The organism is Cryobacterium sp. MP_3.1 (genome assembly GCF_035984795.1).
Taxonomy (GTDB): Bacteria; Actinomycetota; Actinomycetes; order Actinomycetales; family Microbacteriaceae; genus Cryobacterium; species Cryobacterium zongtaii.
The window spans coordinates 20,014-39,238 of sequence record NZ_JAXCHV010000032.1 but is presented as its reverse complement, the minus strand read 5'-3'; the positions used below and the strand labels follow the sequence as shown (position 1 = coordinate 39,238).

The following is a 19,225-nucleotide window of genomic DNA, read 5'->3' as shown; positions in this document are numbered from 1 at the left end:
GTGAGCACGGGCACGGTGACCATCACCGTGCCGCGGATGCCGGCGCCCATCCCGTCGGGCGTGATGCCGTCCAGCAGCAGGGCGGCGGTGATGTCAGCGCGGAGTTGGTCGAGGGTGCGGGTCGGGTGGTCCTCGGCCGTGTCCTGTGCGCGGCCGAAGGCTGCGCCGCTGTGACCCGTTACTGCGCTGCCGCCGCTGCTGCTGGCGCCATCGGTCTGGTCGGACTGGGTCGGGTCGCCGAGGTGCGTGAGTTTGACGGCCATGCCGTTGATGCGGTCGTAGGCGGCCTTGGTGTCGTGGGCGGTGCCGTACCAGTGCAACCAGCCCATCCCGTCCCGGGCGGCCTCCCAGTACGAACGCCGGTCGGCCAGCGCGTTTTTGTGCCGGGTCACGATCGATTCCGGGTGCAGTCTCTCCCTCAATCGGCGCGCCTTGTCACGGAACCGGCCCACCGGCAGCCGTTTCGCCTCGGGCAGCACCTTCTCTTCGAACGCCGCCTGGCCCCCGTCGGGCAGGGTGAGCAGCTGGCCGAGCAGGGTCGTGGCATGTCGGTAGCTGATCTCGCCTCTCGAGAACGCTGCGAACGTCGCCGGTGCGTAGGAGCTGAGGAACCGGGCTTCGTCCAGCTGCCGGTCGATGGTGCGCTCGGCCACCCGGGTCAGGCACGCCTTCTCGCTCACGATGGTGCGCCGGGCGACCTCCCGGTCGTCCCACCGGTTGTACGCGGCCGCGCGGGCCTGGTCCTCGGTCAGGTGGGCCGCGTCGTCGTCGGCGAGGCGGATGTTCGCCGGGTTGCCGTGCAACCGGGAGGCGACCTGGGGTTGTTCGCTCCAGTCCTGCAGGTCCAGCAGGTGCTCGATCCGGCGGGCCTGGGCCCGGGCGATGAGGCGGTCATCGGCTGCGATCCGTTCGGTGTGCCGGACCAGATCGGCCTGGACACGGACCTCCAGGGTGGGCTCCGGAGAGTAGTCGTCATCGTCCGGAGCGGGCGGTAGTACCTCGTCAGCGATACTCATACTGAGATCGTCTCACCTGCCACCGACACCGTACCGAGTGCGCCACGCACCCGGCCGACGGGATCCGCGAACCGTGAGAAAAGCCCCAGAATCCGCCGAATTCTGGGGCAAAGCTCACAGTTCGCGGGGCGCGCCGGTCGGATAGACTTCACCCGCAGGACAATCAACTGAAAATCGGGCCACACGGTCGATGCGGGAGAGTTCGACGTCGTAGAGACGAGCGAACACCGAAGGAGCAATCCTCCCCGACAATCTCTCAGGTACTCGTACCGCATCGAACGGGCCACTCTGAAAAGCGGACGAGCACAGCGCGTCCGGGCCTCGCGTCAGCGGGATCCGGTCAGAACTGCCAAGTCCCGCCCACGGTGAAAGCCGGCGCACGCGCCGGTGAAGCTCTCAGGCCAGACGACAGAGGGGGAGTTCCCAACGGGGTTCGAACGAGCCCCGGAGCAACTCGTCCGGCATCTGCCCGGCGACGAACCGGAGAACTCATGACCTCGGCCAGCCCTGACCCCACCTCGTCCTCGAACGAGCCCTCCACGAACGCCGCCGCCGCGACCGAACGCTTCTCGCCGCTGCACGCCGCCCACGTCGCCGCCGGCGCCAGCTTCACCGATTTCGCCGGCTGGCAGATGCCCGTGCGCTACTCCAGCGACCTCGCCGAGCACCACGCAGTACGCAAGACCGCCGGACTCTTCGACCTGTCGCACATGGCCGAGATCCGGGTCAGCGGCCCGCAGGCCGGCGAATTCCTCGACCATGCCCTGGCCGGTCAGCTCTCGGTCATTGACCTGATGCAGGCAAAATACAGCCTGCTCCTCAACTCACGCGGCGGTATCATCGACGACCTCGTCATCTACCGCACCGGCGAGACCGACTTCCTCGTGGTCGCCAACGCCGGCAACCACGACCAGGCCTTGGACGCCCTCACCGCCCGTGCCGCGCGTTTTGACGTCGCCGTCACGGATGAGAGTGACGACACCGCCCTCATCGCCGTGCAGGGCCCCAACGCCCTCGCCATCGTGCAGTCCACCGCCGGGCTCACCATCGACGGCGACCTCATGGGCCTCCGCTACTACCGCGCCCTCACCGCCACGTTCGCGGGCACGCCGGTGCTCATCGCCCGCACCGGCTACACCGGCGAGGACGGCTTCGAGATCTACCTGCCTGCCGCCGCCGCCCTGGCTCTCTGGGACGCCATCGTCGTCGCCGGTGTGCCGCACGACCTGGTTCCGGCCGGGCTCGCCAGCCGCGACACCCTGCGCCTCGAAGCCGGCATGCCGCTCTACGGCCACGAGCTGACCACCTCGACGTACCCCGCCCAGGCGGGCCTGGGCCGGGTCGTCAACCTCGCCAAGCCGACCGACTTCGTGGGTCGTACCGCGAGCGAAGAGGGTCCGTCCGGCGATGCGCCTGTGCTCGTCGGCCTGGTCTCGGCCGGCAAGCGTGCCGGCCGCGCCGGTTACCGGATCTTCCGCAGCACCGACGCCACCGAAGCGGAGGGCGTCATCACGAGTGGCGCGCTGTCGCCCACGCTCGGCTACCCGATCGCCATGGCCTACCTGCCGCCGGCGCTGGCCCGACTCGACACCGAGGTGTTCATCGACGTGCGCGGCACCCGCGCGCCGGCCACGGTCATCGCGCTGCCGTTCTACAAGCGCCGCAAGTAGCCCACGCCAGCGGATGGCCCGGCTCCGGGCATCCGCTCACCCGATGTCGCCCAGCGCGCATCGCCCCCCATACTGATCAACCCCGTGATCATCCCCTTGAGAGGAACCCCATGGCAGACAAGACCGAACTCCAGTACACCGCAGAGCACGAGTGGGTGCTCGTCGACGGCGACACCGCCACCGTCGGCATCACCGCATACGCCGCCGACAAGCTCGGTGACGTGGTCTTCGTGGAACTCCCCGAGGTGGGCAGCGCCCTTGCCGCGGGCACCGTCGTCGGCGAGATCGAGTCGACCAAGTCGGTGGGTGAACTCTTCGCCCCCATCGACGGCACCGTCGCCGAGATCAACGACGCCGTCGTCGACAGCCCCGAGCTCGTCAACAGCGACCCGCTCGGCGAGGGATGGCTCATCAAAATCACCTTCGAGGCCCTCCCTGCGTTGCTCAGCTACGCCGAATACACCGCCATCACCGGCGAATAAGCACCACCGAAACAGACCCCGGAAAGAGCCTTCCCCACATGTCGCAGCCCTTCACTCAGCGTCACATCGGCACGGATGCCGACGCGCAGTCCCGCATGCTGGCCGTCCTCGGCCACGACAGCGTCGAGTCGCTCGTCAACGCCGCCGTTCCGGCCACCATCCAGGTCGAGCAGTTCCGCACCCGCGGCGACAGCACCCTGCCGCCGGCCGCGACCGAGCGAGAGGCCATTCAGGAGCTGCGCGCCCTGGCCGACAAGAACACCGTGAAGCGCTCGATGATCGGGCTTGGCTATTACGACACGATCACGCCCGCCGTGATCAAGCGCAACGTTCTGGAGAACCCGAGCTGGTACACCGCGTACACGCCGTACCAGCCGGAAATCAGCCAGGGCCGCCTCGAGGCCATCATCAACTTCCAGACCATGGTCGCCGATCTCACCGGCATGGCCACCGCCAACGGGTCGATGCTCGACGAATCCACCGCCGTGGTCGAGGGCATGCTGCTGGCCCGCCGCGCCTCCAAGTCTCCGTCTAACCGGTTCATCGTCGACGCGGATGCGCTGCCCCAGACCCATGCGCTGCTCGGCAACCGCGCGCACGCGCTCGGAATCGAACTGACCGTGCTGCCCCTGGACGAGAACACCTCCGCGGAGGACCTCGGCGACTACTTCGGCATCTTCGTGCAGTACCCGGGAGCCTCCGGCCGCGTCTGGAACCCCGCCGGGGTGATCGCGCTCGCACACGAGAACAAGGCCCTCGCCATTGTCGCCGCCGACCTGCTCGCGCTGGCTCTGATCGTTTCACCCGGCGAACTCGGCGCCGACGTGGCCGTGGGCACCAGCCAGCGCTTCGGCGTGCCGATGGGCTTCGGCGGACCGCACGCCGGCTACCTCGCCGTGCGCAAGGGTCTGGAGCGCCAGATGCCCGGTCGCCTCGTGGGAGTGAGCGTCGACGCCGCCGGCCACCCCGCATACCGGCTGTCGCTGCAGGTGCGCGAGCAGCACATCCGCCGTGACAAGGCCACCTCGAACATCTGCACCGCCCAGGTGCTGCTGGCCGTCATGGCGGGTATGTACGCGGTGTACCACGGGCCGGATGGCCTCAAGAAGATCGCAGGCACCGTGGCGTGGCACGCGGACCGGCTCGCCGGCTACCTCGAGGACCTCGACATCGAGCTGGTTCACGCCGACTTCTTCGACACCCTGCAGGCCCGCGTGCCCGGCCGGGCCCAGGCCGTGGTCGACACCGCGCGGGACCTCGGCGTCAACCTGTGGCTGGTGGACCATGACACCGTCGGGGTCTCCGTCGACGAGACCACCACGCACACCGACATCCACCGGGTCGCCCAGGCCTTCGGCGGCCCGGAATCGCGCAACTTCGCCTTCGTCGCGAACTCCGACAGCCGGCTGCCCGACGACCTGGCCCGCACCAGCGACTACCTCACCCACGCCGTCTTCAACACGCACCGCTCGGAGACGAGCATGATGCGTTACCTCAAGCGCCTCGCCGACTACGACTACGCACTGGACCGCGGCATGATCCCGCTGGGCTCCTGCACCATGAAGCTCAACGCCGCCACCGAGATGGAGGCCGTCACCTGGCCCGAGTTCGGCGGACTGCACCCGTTCGCGCCGCGCGCCGACGTCGAGGGCTACCTCGAGCTCATCCGCCAGCTCGAAACCTGGCTCACCGACGTCACCGGCTACGACACCGTATCGCTGCAGCCGAACGCCGGCAGCCAGGGCGAACTCGCAGGTCTCCTCGCCATCCGCGGTTTCCACCTCGCCAACGGTGACGTGGACCGCACGGTGTGCCTCATCCCGTCCAGCGCCCACGGCACCAACGCCGCCTCCGCGGTCCTCGCCGGCATGCGCGTCGTCGTCGTGGCCTGCGACGAGCTCGGCAATGTGGACCTCGACGACCTGAATGCCAAGATCGCGCTGCACGCCGAGACCCTCGCCGCGCTGATGATCACCTATCCCTCCACCCACGGGGTGTACGAGCACGAGGTCGGCACGATCTGCGCCGCGGTGCACGCCGCCGGCGGCCAGGTCTATGTGGACGGCGCGAATCTCAATGCGCTGCTCGGCTTCGCTCGCTTCGGTGACTTCGGCGGCGATGTGTCGCACCTGAACCTGCACAAGACCTTCTGTATCCCGCACGGCGGGGGAGGACCCGGCGTCGGACCGGTCGCGGCCAAGGCACACCTGGCCCCGTTCCTGCCCGGGCACCCGCTCGCGCAGGACGATGAGCACTACCTGCTCGGCAGCACGGGTACCGAAACAGTCGTCCACGGTGGCGGACCCGTCTCGGCCGCGCCCTACGGCAGCCCGAGCATCCTGCCCATCTCGTGGGCCTACGTGCGGATGATGGGCGCCGACGGGCTCAAGCAGGCCACCGGCGCCGCGGTGCTCGCCGCGAATTACGTGGCCAAACAGCTCAGTGGCCACTACCCGGTGCTCTACGCCGGCGACAACGGCTTGGTCGCGCACGAGTGCATTCTGGACCTCCGCCCGCTCACCGCGGCCACCGGGGTCACCGTCGACGACGTGGCCAAACGCCTCGTCGACTACGGTTTCCACGCGCCCACGATGAGCTTCCCGGTGGCGGGCACGCTGATGGTGGAGCCCACCGAGAGCGAGGACCTCGGCGAGATCGACAGGTTCATCGAGGCCATGATCGGCATCAAGGCCGAGGCGGATGCCGTCGCCGCCGGCACCTGGCCGGCCGACGACAACCCGCTGCGGAACGCCCCGCACACCGCCCAGTCGGTGATCGAGGGGGAGTGGACGCATCCGTACGACCGCGAAACCGCGGTCTACCCGGTGCGCACCCTCATCCGTAACAAGTACTGGGCGCCGGTGCGCCGCATCGACAACGCCTACGGCGACCGCAACCTGGTCTGCGCCTGCCCGCCGCCCGAGGCGTTCGAGTAACCCGGCCTCCCGCGGCTTACGTTGTCGGGGCGAGGAGCGCAGGCCACCAGAGCAGGGCGAGCGGGTAGCCGACGAAGGAGACGATGTCGAGCACCCAGTGCGCGATCACCAGGGGCATCACCCGGCCCCAGCGCAGGTAGCACCAACCGAATGCCACTCCCATCAGGGCATTGCCGACGAACGGCCCGATGCCCTGATAGAGGTGGTAGCTGCCGCGCAGCAGAGCTGCCGAGATGATGATGGTCCAGGCGTTCCAACCCAACTCGCGCAGCCGGGTGAACAGGTAGCCCACCACGATGAGCTCTTCGCTCAGCGCGCTCCGTATCGCCGACAAGACCAGGATCGGGATCGTCCACCAGAAGGTGTCCAGCGGCGAGGGCACCACGGCCACCGTGTAGCCCAGCGCGCGGCCGGCCAGGTAGAGCCCGAGGCCCGGGATGCCGATCAGCAGCAGCAATGCGCCGCCGCGGAGCAGATCCCGGCGCGGCTCGGCGAAATCCACCCCGAGCCGACGAAAGCCACTCTGCCCGGGCCGCCAGAGCAGGTAGAGCACCAGGGCCACCGGGAACAGCGTGAAGACGATGCCGAGGAATTGGTAGGTGAAGTCCAGCCACTCGCGCGTCGACTGCGACCCGTTGATGGTCGCCGACTGATCGCCGAGCGCGACCTCGGACGTGAGGCGGGAAATGATCGACACTATCGAGTACACGGCGGAGGCGCCGAGCGAGAGCCCGAGCACGATCGCGATCTCCCACTTCAGCCGAACCCTCGATAACGCCGGTGTATCGGCGACCGCTGAGGGGGAGCGGGCTTGCGAAGAGGGGGCCGGGGGACCGGCCGGGTCGGAGGACTGGCCGCTCATGTCGCGCTCGGCATCCGGCACGCAGGGGTGCCGCCCGGCAACCGATAGCGGTAGCGGGCCACGAGGCTGTAACCGGCCGCGGCCGCCCACGACCACGGCGGCACCGTGGCGAGCCAACCGAGCACCCGCAGCGCCGCGACCGGCTGGCCACGCAACAACGCTGCCACCGCGGCAGCACCGCCGTAGCGCCGACCCGCGACGACGAACCACACTCGGCTCCTGGCCTGCCGCTCGGTGAGACCGAAGGCAGCGAGGTCGGTCCACTGGAACGGCGCGGTGGCCGGCACCCGGGGCAGCGTGCGCTGGAGCCACAGCACGGCGGTGGTGCAGAACCCACAGTCGCCGTCGAAGATGAGCGTGGCGGGCTGTTCGGGCGGGGTGGTCGGCATTCCTCTATTTTGCGCCCTCGGCGCTCGCGCGCGTGTTTTCGGGCTAATTCGTCCTAGGTCGGCGGGATTTGAAAACGCTTGCATGCGCCGGAGGGACCTTGGTCCCAAGCTTCGTGAGAGATCCTCGCAGGATTCGCAGAAAAAACCGCGAAATCGGTGTGAGGCGCAAGAATCGTGCGTCTTTCATTACTGCTGTGTAACGTTTACCGTCAGGTTTTGCTCCCGGCGCCTGACGTACCTAGGGTTTTGATAACTAGCGCGCTGCTACGGGCTTCGGCCACGGCGGCGCCTTCACCTTTGCACAGGAGGAATTTTGAAGAGATCCCGCATGGGCCTCAGCGCCCTCGCGCTCATTTCGGTGAGCGCTCTGGCGCTTTCGGGTTGCGCGACATCGAACGACGAAGAGGCCACTTCGGCCGGCGACTCGTCCGCAGTTGTCAGCACCAATGGCAGCGAGCCGCAGAACCCGTTGATCCCGACCAACACCACCGAGACCGGCGGCGGCAAGATCGCCACGTCGATCTTCGCGGGTCTGGTCTCGTACAACGCTGACGGCGAGATCGAGAACGAGGTCGCCAAGTCGATCGAGTCCGACGACGCTACCAACTGGACCGTCACGCTGGAAGAGGGCTGGACCTTCACCAACGACGAGCCCGTCACGGCTTCGTCCTTCGTGGACGCTTGGAACTACGGCGCGCTCTTCAGCAACGCCCAGAGCGCCTCCTACTTCTTCGACGACATCGTGGGTTTCGACTACGAGGTTGACTCCGAACTGACCGGCCTGAAGGTCGTCGACGACACGACCTTCACGGTTGAGCTCGCTTCGCCCGAGGCCGACTGGCCGCTGCGCCTCGGCTACACGGCCTTCATGCCGCTGCCGTCCGCCGCGTACGACGACATGGCCGCCTTCGGTGAAAACCCGATCGGCAACGGCCCGTACATGCTCGATGGCGAGGGTGCCTGGGTTCACGAGGAGAAGATCAGCCTCGTGACCAACCCCGGTTACGACGGCGTGCGCAAGCCCGTCAACGGTGGACTCGAGATCAAGTTCTACTCCACCCAGGACGCCGCGTACGCGGACGTGCAGGGCGGCAACCTCGACGTGCTGGACGCTGTTCCGGACTCCGCGTTCGAAACCTACGAGGCCGAATTCGGCGAGCGTTCGGTGAACCAGGCTGCAGCCATCTTCCAGGGCTTCAACATGCCGTACTACCTCGAGCACTGGAGCGGCGAAGAGGGCAAGCTGCGTCGTGCAGCGATCTCGATGTCGATCAACCGCGAGGAAATCACCGACGTCATCTTCCAGGGCACGCGTACCCCGGCAACCGACTTCACCTCTCCCGTCATCGACGGCTACTCCGACCAGCTCGAAGGCGCCGAAGTTCTCGAATACAACCCGGAAGAGGCCGTCAAGCTGTGGGCCAAGGCTGACGCCATCGCACCGTACGGCGACTCCACGTTCGACATCGCCTACAACTCCGACGGTGGCCACCAGGCCTGGGTCGACGCCGTGATCAACAGCGTCGTCAACACGCTGGGCATCTCCGCGACCGGCAAGCCGTACCCGACCTTCGCCGCAGCACTCGAAGACCGCTCGAACGACGCACTGACCGGTGGAACCCGCGCCGGCTGGCAGGGCGACTACCCGTCGATGTACAACTTCCTCGCTCCGCTGTACCAGACCGGTGCCGGCTCGAACTACGAGGACTACTCGAGCGAAGAGTTCGACTCCCTCCTCAAGGAAGGCGCCGCGGCTGAAACCGTCGAGGACGCAACCGCCAAGTACCAGGCTGCACAGGAGGTTCTGCTGAAGGACCTGCCGTCCATCCCGCTGTGGTACTCCAACGTCAATGGCGTTTGGGCTGACACCGTCAGCGACGTGGTGTTCGGCTGGGATTCCGTCCCGCTTTACTACCAGATCACCAAGGGTTAATTCCTAGTTCCACCCGCAGTGCAATGTCCGGGGCGTCAAGCCCCGGACATTGCACTGACTAGACTCATTCAGTGATTGCGATCCTCATGCATAAAAGATTCTCGGAGCTCACCTGATGCTGTGGTACACAGGCAGGCGCGTCCTCCAAATGATCCCCGTCTTCTTCGGGGCGACATTCTTGATCTATTTCATGGTCTTCTCCCTACCGGGCGACCCGATCGCGGCGCTGTACGGCGACCGTCCGCCGGCACCCGGCGTGATCGAACAGATCCGAGCCCAGTACAACCTGGACAAGCCGCTGCTGCAGCAGTACCTGATCTACATCGGCAACTTCTTCCAGGGCGACCTGGGCACCACCTACTCCGGACGACCGGTCAGCGACGTGATGGCCGGGGCGTTCCCGATCACCTTCCGCCTGGCCATGCTGGCCCTCGTGTTCGAAGCCTTCGCCGGCATCCTCGTCGGACTCGTCGCGGGTCTGCGCAAGGGCAAGTGGTTCGACGCCAGCGCCCTCGTGGTCAGCCTGCTCCTGATCAGCGTGCCGACCTTCGTACTCGGCTTCCTGTTCAGGCTCATTTTCGGCGTGCAATTAGGTTGGTTCAGAACCACAGTGAGCAGTGAGGCTCCGTGGGGCGAACTCATCCTCCCCGCACTGGTCCTGGCCAGTGTGTCCTTCGCCTATATCGTGCGCCTCACCCGCGCCAGCGTCGCCGACAACCTCAACGCCGACTTCGTTCGCACCGCCACCGCGAAGGGCCTCTCCAGGCGCCGCGTGGTCACGGTGCACGTGCTGCGCAACTCCCTCGTTCCCGTCGTGACGTTCCTGGGTGTCGACCTCGGTTCGCTCATGGTCGGCGCGATCATCACCGAGGGAATCTTCAACATCAACGGCGTCGGTGGCACCGTGTACAAGGCGATCGTCCTCGGCGAGAGCACCACAGTGGTGTCATTCATTGCCGTCATGGTGGTCATCTTCGTGCTCGCCAACCTGCTCGTCGACCTGCTGTACGCAGCTCTGGACCCAAGGATTCGTTATGCCAAATAAGAGTGGCCAGGCCCACTTCGTCGCGGAGCTGGAAGACACCCCGGTAGCCCCGATTGACCGTCTCGACGAGTCGCAGAAGGCTCGCAGCACCTGGGCGGATGCCTGGGACTCGATGCGCCGCCGGCCGATGTTCTGGATCTCCTCAGTGCTGATCCTGATCATCGCCCTTGTCGCCCTGTTCCCCGGACTGTTCACCTCGGTGTCGCCGAACCTCGACTGCCAGCTGGCGAACAGCAACGGCGGACCGGAAGCCGGTCACCCGTTCGGGTTCACCCGGCAGGGCTGCGACGTGTACGCGCGCACCATCTTCGGCACCCGGGCCTCGGTCACAGTCGGCCTCCTGGCCACCGGACTCGTCACCCTCATGGGAGTCATCCTCGGCTCCCTCGCGGGCTACTACGGCGGCTGGCTCGACGCCATCGTCTCCCGCGTCGGCGACATCTTCTTCGCCATCCCGACCATCCTCGGCGCCATCGTGCTGATGTCGGTGCTTCCGGCCGCGACGCCCACCTCGGTGGCTTTCGTGCTGTCGATCTTCGCCTGGCCACAGATCGCCCGCATCATGCGCGGCGCGGTGTTGTCGGCAACGAACTCCGACTATGTGATGGCCTCGACAGCTCTCGGTGTGTCGAAGTTCCGGATCCTGCTGCGCCACGTGATCCCCAACTCGATCGCCCCGGTCATCGTGATCGCCACGGTGTCACTCGGTACGTTCATCGTCGCCGAATCGACCCTGTCGTTCCTGGGCATCGGCCTGCCGACCAGCGTGATGTCCTGGGGTAACGACATCAGCCAGGCCCAGACATCCCTTGTCACCAACCCGCAGGTGCTCCTGTACCCCGCGGCCGCCCTGTCCATCACGGTGCTCGCGTTCCTGATGCTCGGCGACATTCTGCGCGACGCGCTTGACCCGAAGGCGAGGGCGCTTCGATGAGCCAGACACTGACAGACACCAACCCAGAGGGCGTCGAGAGCGACGAGCAGCCCCTGCTGCAGATTCGCAACCTCGAGGTCGGTTTCCAGACCCAGCGCGGCCTCGTTCCGGCCGTGCGCGGCGTGGACATCACCCTGTACTCCGGCCAGACCCTCGCCATCGTGGGGGAGTCGGGCTCCGGCAAGACCACCACGGCGCAGGCGATCATCGACCTGCTCCCCGGCGCGGGCAAGATCACCGGCGGCCAGGTGCTCTTCGAGGGCCGCGACCTCACCAAGCTCAGCCCCAAAGACATCCAGGCGGTGCGCGGAAACCTGATCGGTTACGTGCCCCAGGACCCGATGTCCAACCTCAACCCGGTCTGGAACATCGGTTTCCAGGTTGAGGAGGCCATCAAGGCCAACGGACTCGCGCAGGGCAAGGAAGCGCGGGCCCGCACCATCCAGGTGCTGCAGGAAGCCGGACTCAGCGACGCTGCGGACCGACTCAAGCAGTACCCGCACCAGTTCTCCGGCGGCATGCGCCAGCGCGTGTTGATCGGCATCGGCCTGTCCGCCCGGCCGAAGCTGCTCATCGCCGACGAGCCCACCTCGGCGCTCGACGTCACCGTGCAGCGCCAGATCCTGGACCACCTGGGAACCCTGACCCGCGACTACGGCACCAGCGTGTTGTTCATCACGCACGACCTGGGCCTGGCCGCGGAGCGCGCCGAACAGCTCGTGGTGATGTACAAGGGCAAGGTCGTCGAGTCCGGTCCCTCGCAGGAGATCCTGGCGAACCCGCAGCACCCGTACACGCAGCGGCTCGTGTCTGCGGCACCGAGCCTGGCTTCCCGGCGTATCCAGTCGGCCAAGCACGCGTCCGTCGGCGACTCCGGCATCTACGGCGGCGGTTCGCTGGACGACACCCTGGTCGCCAGGGCTGCCGAACGCGAAAGCCTCGCGCCCGTGAAGGACCTGATCTCGATCGACAACATCTCCAAGGTGTACCGGATCCGCAAGAAGGGTCTGCGCAGCGAGGAGCTCAAGGCCGTCGACGGCGTCACCTTCGGTATTCAGAAGGGCACCACCACGGCCCTCGTGGGTGAGTCCGGCTCGGGCAAGTCCACAGTCGCCAAGCTCGTGCTGCAGCTGGAGAGCATCACCAGCGGCTCGATCGAGTTCGACGGTCAGGACGTCGCCGGGCTCAAGGGCAAGGAACTGCTCAAGTTCCGCCGTCGCGTGCAGCCGGTCTTCCAGGACCCGTACGGTTCCCTCGACCCGCAGTACAGCGTGGGCAACACCATCGCGGAGCCGCTGCTCGCGCACGGCGTCGGCACCGCGAAGGAACGACAGGAGCGTGTCAAGGAACTCCTCGACCAGGTCTCGCTGCCGTGGTCGTCGCGATTCCGGTACCCGAGTGAGCTCTCCGGCGGTCAGCGCCAGCGCATCGCCATCGCGCGGGCGCTCGCACTCAAGCCCGACGTGCTCGTGCTGGACGAGGCCGTCTCGGCCCTCGACGTTCTTGTGCAGGGGCAGGTGCTGAACCTGCTCACCGAGCTGCAGACCGAGCTGGGACTGACCTACCTGTTCATCACTCACGACCTCGCCGTCGTGCGCCTCGTGGCCGACAACGTCTGCGTGATGCAGAAGGGCCGGATCGTCGAGGCCGCGTCGACTGACGACGTGTTCGACAACCCGCAGCAGGCGTACACGCAGGAGCTGCTCGCCGCCATCCCCGGCGGTAACTTCAAGTTCGGCCGCTAGGGTCCGCGGATGAACTGACTGCCCCTCGGCCTGCGCCGGGGGGCAGTCGTCGTCTGGGGTGGGCAGCGTTTGCCGGCTGTTCAGGTGCCGGCAACGCACTGTATACAGGAGCGATCGATACTCGCCCGACGCGAGGCGGGCCGAATGCGGTAGGATAGACCCTTGGGTCCATAGAGATCCCACTCATCCACTCTGCGCCGCATGCGATTTTACGCGGCATCCATTCTTCGTAAGGATCTATTTTTATGGCGATTGCTACCCGCAATAACCTCCGGAATGTTGCAATCGTTGCCCACGTTGACCACGGCAAGACGACGCTGGTCGACGCGATGCTGCAGCAGACGAACTCGTTCGCCGAGCACTCGCACACCGAAGAGCGTGCGATGGACTCCAACGAGCTCGAGCGCGAAAAGGGCATCACCATCCTCGCCAAGAACACGGCGATCTCGTACAAGGGCATCCACGCCACTGACGGCCCCATCACCATCAACGTCATCGACACCCCCGGCCACGCCGACTTCGGTGGAGAGGTCGAGCGCGGCCTGTCCATGGTCGACGGTGTTGTGCTCCTCGTCGACGCTTCCGAGGGCCCGCTGCCGCAGACCCGCTTCGTGCTCCGTAAGGCACTTGAGGCGCACCTGCCCGTGATCCTCCTGGTCAACAAGACCGACCGTCCCGACGCCCGTATCGATGAGGTCGTCGAAGAGAGCCAGGACCTGCTCCTCGGCCTCGCTTCCGACATGGCCGACGACGTGCCCGACCTGGACCTCGACCTGGTCCTCAACGTGCCCGTCGTTTACGCGTCCGGCCGTGCCGGCGCCGCCAGCCTCACCAAGCCGGAGAACGGCTCGCTGCCCGACAACGACGACCTCGAGCCGCTCTTCGAAGCGATCCTCCAGCACATCCCCGCTCCCGTCTACGACGATGAGCACCCGCTGCAGGCCTGGGTCACCAACCTCGACTCCTCGCCGTTCCTCGGCCGCCTCGCGCTGCTGCGCGTGTTCCAGGGCACCATCAAGAAGGGCCAGACCGTGGCCTGGGTCAAGCACGACGGCACCGTTTCCAACGTGCGCGTGACCGAGCTCATGATCACCAAGGCCCTCGACCGATACCCGGCCGAGAGCGCCGGCCCCGGTGACATCGTCGCCGTCGCCGGTTTCCCCGACATCACCATCGGTGAGACCCTCGCCGACCCCGATGACGTGCGCCCGCTGCCGACCATCACGGTCGACGACCCCGCCATCTCGATGACCATCGGCACCAACACCTCGCCGCTCATCGGCAAGGTCAAGGGCCACAAGCTCACCGCCCGCATGGTCAAGGACCGTCTCGACAAGGAGCTCGTCGGTAACGTCTCGCTCCGTGTTCTCGACATCGGCCGTCCGGACGCCTGGGAAGTCCAGGGCCGTGGCGAGCTCGCTCTCGCCATCCTGGTCGAGCAGATGCGTCGTGAAGGCTTTGAGCTCACCGTCGGCAAGCCGCAGGTAGTCGTCAAGCGCGTCGACGGCAAGATCCACGAGCCGTACGAGCACCTCACCATCGACTCGCCCGAAGAGTACCTCGGTGCGATCACCCAGCTCCTCGCCGCCCGTAAGGGTCGTATGGAGAACATGGCGAACCACGGCACCGGCTGGGTCCGCATGGAATTCATCGTTCCTTCGCGTGGCCTGATCGGCTTCCGCACCGAGTTCCTCACGGACACCCGCGGCACCGGTATCGCCAACGCGATCTTCCACGGCTACGAGGCCTGGGCCGGCACCATCAACACCCGCACCAACGGCTCGATCGTCGCCGACCGCGCCGGTGTTGTCACGCCGTTCGCCATCATCGCCCTGCAGGAGCGCATGCAGTTCTTCGTCAACCCGACCGAAGAGGTCTACGAGGGCATGGTCATCGGCGAGAACTCGCGCGGCGACGACATGGACGTCAACATCACCAAGGAAAAGAAACTGACCAACATGCGTCAGTCCACGTCAGACACCTTCGAGTCGATGACGCCGTCCAAGCAGCTCACCCTCGAGCAGTGCCTGGAATTCGCCCGCGAAGACGAGTGCGTCGAGGTCACCCCCGCCGTCGTTCGTATCCGCAAGGTCGAGCTCGCCGCATCCGCTCGTCAGCGCAACGTGTCGCGCCTGAAGAAGCAGGACGCGAACTAGTTCGCAGCTTGATCTGACCGCAGGCATCCTGTTCCGGTTTTCCGGCACGGGGTGCCTGCGGTTTTTTGTCAGTCGTTCCCGCTCAAGCGGGAACCCCGCACCGTGAGGACCCCATGACCCCTGGATTGAAGACGAAGATGTCGCCGCTGCGGATGGGCCTGGCCCTGGCGGCGGTGCTGGCCGTGGCTCCGGCACTGGCCGGCTGCTCTGACGCGCAGGTGCAGGATGCCGTGAACGGCGCCGTGCAGGGAGCCACCGACGGCGACGTGAGCCTCGGCGGCGCGCTGCCCGACGGCTGGCCGGCGGAGATCCCCCTGATCGACGGCGAGATCAAGTTCGGCGCCGGCAACACCACCAACGGCGACCAGGGCTGGGTCGTCACCGTCGCCTCCGGTGCGGCGGACCCGCTGGCCGACGCCGAGCAGAAGCTCGTCGATGCCGGCTTCGTGCCCGACACCAGCGCCTCGGCCAACGTGGGCGACGTCGGCGTGGTCGCCCTGAAGAACGGCACCCACATCGTGACCATCGCCGGCACTCCCGACGGCGTGCTCTACACGGTAGCCCCGGCCTGATCCCTGCCGCGAACTGTGACTCAAGCCCCAAAAACACCGATTTCAGGTGCTTGAGTCACAGTTCGCGGGGTGTCAGGCGAAGAGGGGCGCGCCCACGTACGAGCCCTTGGCGGCCCCGGGCGGGACGGCGAAGAGGGCGGAGCCGACGTGGCGGATGTACTCGTTGAGGGCGTCGTGGCGGGCCAGGTTCAGCTGCACGGCCGTGAAGCTGACGGGGGTGCGCTGGAAACTGATGAAGAACAACCCGGCGTCGAGGCGACCGAGGGCGTCGTTGCCGTCCACGAAGTTGTAGCCGCGGCGCAGGATCCGGATGCCGTCGTTCTGGCTGGGATGAGCCAGCCGCACGTGCGCCGCGGTGTCGATCAACGGCTGGTCGGCGCGCCCGGCGAGCGTGAAGTCGGGTTCGGTGAACTCGGTGCCGCCGGATAACGGCGCACCCTCGCCCTTGTTGCGGCCGATCACGGTCTCCTGCTCGCGCAGGCTGGTGCGGTCCCAGGTTTCGATGGTCATCCGGATGCGCCGCGCCACGAGATAGGACCCGCCCGTCAGCCACGCGGGCCCGTCGGAGGCTCCGACCCAGAGGTGTTCCGTCACCGCGGCCGGCTCTTCGGCCTTGATGTTGGCGGTGCCGTCTTTGAACCCGAACAGGTTGCGCGGGGTGGCCTGGCTGGTGCTCGTGGACGAGGTGCGGCCGAAGCCGAGCTGGGACCAGCGGATCGCCGCCCGCCCGAAGGCGATGCGGGACAGGTTGCGGATGGCGTGCACGGCGACCTGGGGGTCGTCAGCGCAGGCCTGGATGCAGAGGTCTCCGCCACTCCGGGTCTCCTCGAGCATGTCGCCGGGGAAGTGCGGCACATCGACCAGCTCGGCCGGTCGGCGGGCGGCCAGGCCGAAGCGATCCACGCCGGCCGCGGTCTGGAAGAGGGTGGGCCCGAACCCGAACGTGATGGTCAGGCCGGCCGGCGGCAGGCCTAGGGCCTCGCCGGTGTCCTCCGGCGGGGCGTCGTACGGGCCGCTGACCGAGCCGTAGTCGCCGACATCCCGGCCCGCGGTCATCGCGGCGGCCGCGACGCTCCAGTCCTGGAGCAGTTCGATGAGGTCGGCGCGGGTGGTGCCGTCGGCCACGTCGAACGCGGCAAAGTGCAGCCGGTCCTGGGCAGGCGTGACGATGCCGGCCTGGTGCTCCTGATAAAACGGGTAGACGGTGCCGGCATTGGTCTGTGCAGAGGACGCAGCGACGGCCAGTGCGGCCCTGTCGCCGGCGACGCCCAGCCCGAGGCCGGCCACCCCGACGCCGGCCAGGCCGAACAGACCGCGCCTGGACAGGCCGCGGGGTGCCTGCGGAACCGGGCCGGTGGCGGGGCCGTCTGCGGCGGGGGAATCGGAGCTGGTGGCGTCGGTCATGTTAGAGCACGAGGGTGGCGGTCAGCTGGTTCAGCGGCTCGCCGAGGGCGTTCACCTGGTCGGCGAAGGCCTTGATCTCGGCGGGCGTGAGGTCGGTGTAGAGGGTGAAGTCCTCGCCGACACGCTGGGCATCGAGCAGCTTCTGCAGCTCGGCGAACTCGCTGTCGAGATCGGCGGCCAGGTCGGCGTCTTCCTCGAGCAGGATGTCGCGCACCCCGGCGTAGAGCACCTTGGCGCCGTCGATGTTGGCCTGGAAGTCCCACAGGTCGGTGTGCGACCAGAACTCTTCCTCGCCGGTGACCTTGCCGGTGGCGACCTCGTCGAGCAGGCCGATGGCGCCGTTGGTCTGCTGGGACAGGGTGAAGTCCAGATCCTGCACCTTCTCGTTCAGCGTCGTGGTGTCGGCGACGAGCAAGGTAGCCAGGTTCTGGCGCTGTTCGGGGGTGTACGCGGCGAAGCCGGCCTCCGCGTCGGCGGGCCAGAGGTCCTTCTCGATCGCGTGCCAGCCGGTCCACTCCTGGCCTTCCTCGAGGTCGGCCTCACGGAGGTCCAGCTGCGGGTCGAGGTCACCGAACGACTCCGCCACGGTCTCCACGCGTTCCCAGTGGGCGCGGGTGGGGGCGTACAGGGCGCGGGCGGTGTCATCGTCGCCGGCCAGGTAGGCGTCGGCGAAGGCCTGGGTGCCGGTGAGGAGCTGAGCGACCTGATCGCGCACGTAGGCGGCGTAGTTGGTGTTGGCGACCTCGATGCGGGCGTCCAGGTCGGCATCCACCGTGACGTCGGTGCCGGAGTCGGTGACGGTGAAGGCCTTCTGGTCGATGCCCGCACCGACCATGCCGGGCTTGCAGGTGGTCACGTAGCGGCCGGGCATGAGCTGCACGACCAGGTCGCGGCTGAGGCCGGGGCCGATGTTCTCGACCTCGCCGACGATGCGCAGGCCGTCTTCGGCGAGCAGGTAGAACTCGGTGACCTGGTCGCCCGAGTTGGTGACCGTGAAGCTGAGGTTGCCGGACGGCGCCTCGGCGGCCGACACCGTGCAGGCATCTGCGCTGCTGTCGACGGTGAGGGCGGCCTGGGCCGAGTCGCCGCCGGTGGCGTTGGCGACGCATCCGGTGAGGGCAAGCAGGCCGACGGCTGAGGCGGCGACGAGAGGGAGGAGGCGGGCTCGCATGGGGGTCCTTAGAAGGGAGGCGGTGCGGGGCGTGGGGTCAGTGGGTGACAACCGCGGTGGCGGTCTGGGGGAGTGCGGCGGACGGCGTCGGCTTCGCCTGGCGGCTCTTCACGATGAAGAGGGTCAGGGTGGGCACCACGTAGGCGATCCAGGCGAACATCTCCAGCCAGGTGGTGGCCGGCGAGAAGTTGAGGGTGCCCTTGAGCAGGGTGCCGTACCAGCTGTCCGGGGGGATCACGGCGGAGACGTTGAACGCGAGGGCGTTGAGTCCGGGCAGGATGCCGGCCTCCTGCAGGTCGTGCACCCCGTAGGAGAGCACTCCGGCGGCGACGATGATGAGGATGGCACCGGTCCAGGTGAAGAACCTGCTCAGGTTGATCTTGAGCATGCCGGAGTAGATCAGGGCGCCCAGGCCGACCGCGGTGAGGATGCCCAGGCTCGCCCCGACCAGCGGAAGCGTGGTCGCTCCGGTGGCCTGCACAGCCGCCCAGATGAACAGGGCCGTTTCGATGCCCTCGCGGCCGACAGCGAGGAACGCGACCAGGACCAGGCCCATGCCGGTGCCGGTGAGGTGCTTGTCGATGTTGCCGTGCAGGTGCCCCTTGAGGTCGCGGGCGGTGCGCAGCATCCAGAACACCATCCAGGTCACCAGCCCCGTCGCGATGATGGAGAGCAGCCCGCCGATGGTCTCCTGCGCGGCGAAGCTCAGGCCATAGGTACCGAAGGTGAGGATGGCGCCCAACAGGAGGGCGAGAAGGACGGCGAGGCCGACGCCCGCCCAGATCCGGGGGAGAACGTCGCGGCGGCCGATCTTGACCACGTAGGCGATCAGGATCGTCACGATCAGCGCGGCTTCGAGCCCTTCGCGCAGGCCGATCAGGTAGTTTGCGAGCACAGTGCTTCCCGGTTG

The 19,225-nt window shown here is 67.3% G+C and carries 15 protein-coding genes and 1 riboswitch; of the genes, 9 read left to right on the top strand and 6 right to left on the bottom strand.

Annotation, left to right across the window (positions count from 1 at the left end; all coding sequences use genetic code 11):
• Positions 1 to 1,016, bottom strand: a 1,016-nt coding sequence (locus tag RCH12_RS15810) for a DUF222 domain-containing protein (RefSeq protein ID WP_327017506.1), incomplete at its 3' end; no start/stop codon positions are given.
• A 183-nt stretch (positions 1,017 to 1,199) separates the two neighbouring features.
• Positions 1,200 to 1,298, top strand: a riboswitch (glycine riboswitch).
• 209 nt (positions 1,299 to 1,507) lie between these two features.
• Between RCH12_RS15810 and gcvT the strand changes: the two genes are divergently transcribed.
• The 3 genes from gcvT (at position 1,508) to gcvP (ending at position 6,104) form a co-directional block, all read left to right on the top strand.
• A complete protein-coding gene (gene gcvT / locus RCH12_RS15805; protein WP_327017505.1) occupies positions 1,508 to 2,686 on the top strand; it encodes a glycine cleavage system aminomethyltransferase GcvT in 1,179 nt (392 codons plus the stop codon).
• A 110-nt stretch (positions 2,687 to 2,796) separates the two neighbouring features.
• Positions 2,797 to 3,168 carry a glycine cleavage system protein GcvH gene (gcvH, locus tag RCH12_RS15800; protein WP_103432524.1) on the top strand — a complete coding sequence of 124 codons (372 nt, stop codon included), beginning with the start codon at positions 2,797 to 2,799 and terminating at the stop codon, positions 3,166 to 3,168.
• A gap of 38 nt (positions 3,169 to 3,206) precedes the next feature.
• Positions 3,207 to 6,104 carry an aminomethyl-transferring glycine dehydrogenase gene (gene gcvP, locus RCH12_RS15795; RefSeq protein ID WP_327017504.1) on the top strand — a complete coding sequence of 966 codons (2,898 nt, stop codon included), beginning with the start codon at positions 3,207 to 3,209 and terminating at the stop codon, positions 6,102 to 6,104.
• 16 nt (positions 6,105 to 6,120) lie between these two features.
• On the opposite strand, the gene RCH12_RS15790 is transcribed toward gcvP, so the two are convergent.
• On the bottom strand, positions 6,121 to 6,966 hold the full coding sequence (locus RCH12_RS15790) for a CPBP family intramembrane glutamic endopeptidase (RefSeq protein WP_442784584.1): 846 nt from the start codon (positions 6,964 to 6,966) through the stop codon (positions 6,121 to 6,123).
• Positions 6,963 to 7,355 (bottom strand): thiol-disulfide oxidoreductase DCC family protein, encoded by a 393-nt coding sequence (locus RCH12_RS15785; RefSeq protein WP_327017502.1) that lies wholly within the window; start codon positions 7,353 to 7,355, stop codon positions 6,963 to 6,965. Before RCH12_RS15785 ends, RCH12_RS15790 begins: the two co-directional genes overlap by 4 nt.
• Before the next feature lie 313 nt (positions 7,356 to 7,668).
• Between RCH12_RS15785 and RCH12_RS15780 the strand changes: the two genes are divergently transcribed.
• The 6 genes from RCH12_RS15780 (at position 7,669) to RCH12_RS15755 (ending at position 15,740) form a co-directional block, all read left to right on the top strand.
• Entirely contained in the window at positions 7,669 to 9,288 is a 1,620-nt protein-coding gene (locus RCH12_RS15780) for a peptide ABC transporter substrate-binding protein (RefSeq protein WP_327017501.1), read from the top strand.
• Positions 9,289 to 9,403: 115 nt separating this feature from the next.
• On the top strand, positions 9,404 to 10,333 hold the full coding sequence (locus RCH12_RS15775) for an ABC transporter permease (protein ID WP_088455613.1): 930 nt from the start codon (positions 9,404 to 9,406) through the stop codon (positions 10,331 to 10,333).
• Positions 10,323 to 11,267, top strand: coding sequence for an ABC transporter permease (locus RCH12_RS15770; RefSeq protein WP_088455614.1), 945 nt, complete (start codon positions 10,323 to 10,325; stop codon positions 11,265 to 11,267). The genes RCH12_RS15775 and RCH12_RS15770 overlap by 11 nt, the downstream gene beginning before the upstream one ends.
• Complete coding sequence (locus tag RCH12_RS15765; protein WP_103432519.1) at positions 11,264 to 13,012, top strand: dipeptide ABC transporter ATP-binding protein; 1,749 nt, start codon at positions 11,264 to 11,266, stop codon at positions 13,010 to 13,012. Before RCH12_RS15770 ends, RCH12_RS15765 begins: the two co-directional genes overlap by 4 nt.
• A gap of 245 nt (positions 13,013 to 13,257) precedes the next feature.
• Positions 13,258 to 15,168 (top strand): translational GTPase TypA, encoded by a 1,911-nt coding sequence (typA, locus tag RCH12_RS15760; protein ID WP_088455616.1) that lies wholly within the window; start codon positions 13,258 to 13,260, stop codon positions 15,166 to 15,168.
• 113 nt (positions 15,169 to 15,281) lie between these two features.
• A complete protein-coding gene (locus tag RCH12_RS15755) occupies positions 15,282 to 15,740 on the top strand; it encodes a hypothetical protein (protein ID WP_327017500.1) in 459 nt (152 codons plus the stop codon).
• A 72-nt stretch (positions 15,741 to 15,812) separates the two neighbouring features.
• Here RCH12_RS15755 and efeB read toward each other — a convergent pair whose 3' ends face one another.
• The 3 genes from efeB to efeU are packed head-to-tail and all read right to left on the bottom strand — an operon-like array spanning position 15,813 to position 19,210.
• Positions 15,813 to 17,144 (bottom strand): iron uptake transporter deferrochelatase/peroxidase subunit, encoded by a 1,332-nt coding sequence (efeB, locus tag RCH12_RS15750; RefSeq protein WP_327017499.1) that lies wholly within the window; start codon positions 17,142 to 17,144, stop codon positions 15,813 to 15,815.
• Position 17,145: 1 nt separating this feature from the next.
• On the bottom strand, positions 17,146 to 18,315 hold the full coding sequence (gene efeO, locus RCH12_RS15745; RefSeq protein WP_327017498.1) for an iron uptake system protein EfeO: 1,170 nt from the start codon (positions 18,313 to 18,315) through the stop codon (positions 17,146 to 17,148).
• Between the two features lie 37 nt (positions 18,316 to 18,352).
• Positions 18,353 to 19,210, bottom strand: coding sequence for an iron uptake transporter permease EfeU (efeU, locus tag RCH12_RS15740; protein ID WP_103432515.1), 858 nt, complete (start codon positions 19,208 to 19,210; stop codon positions 18,353 to 18,355).
• Positions 19,211 to 19,225 lie beyond the last annotated feature (15 nt).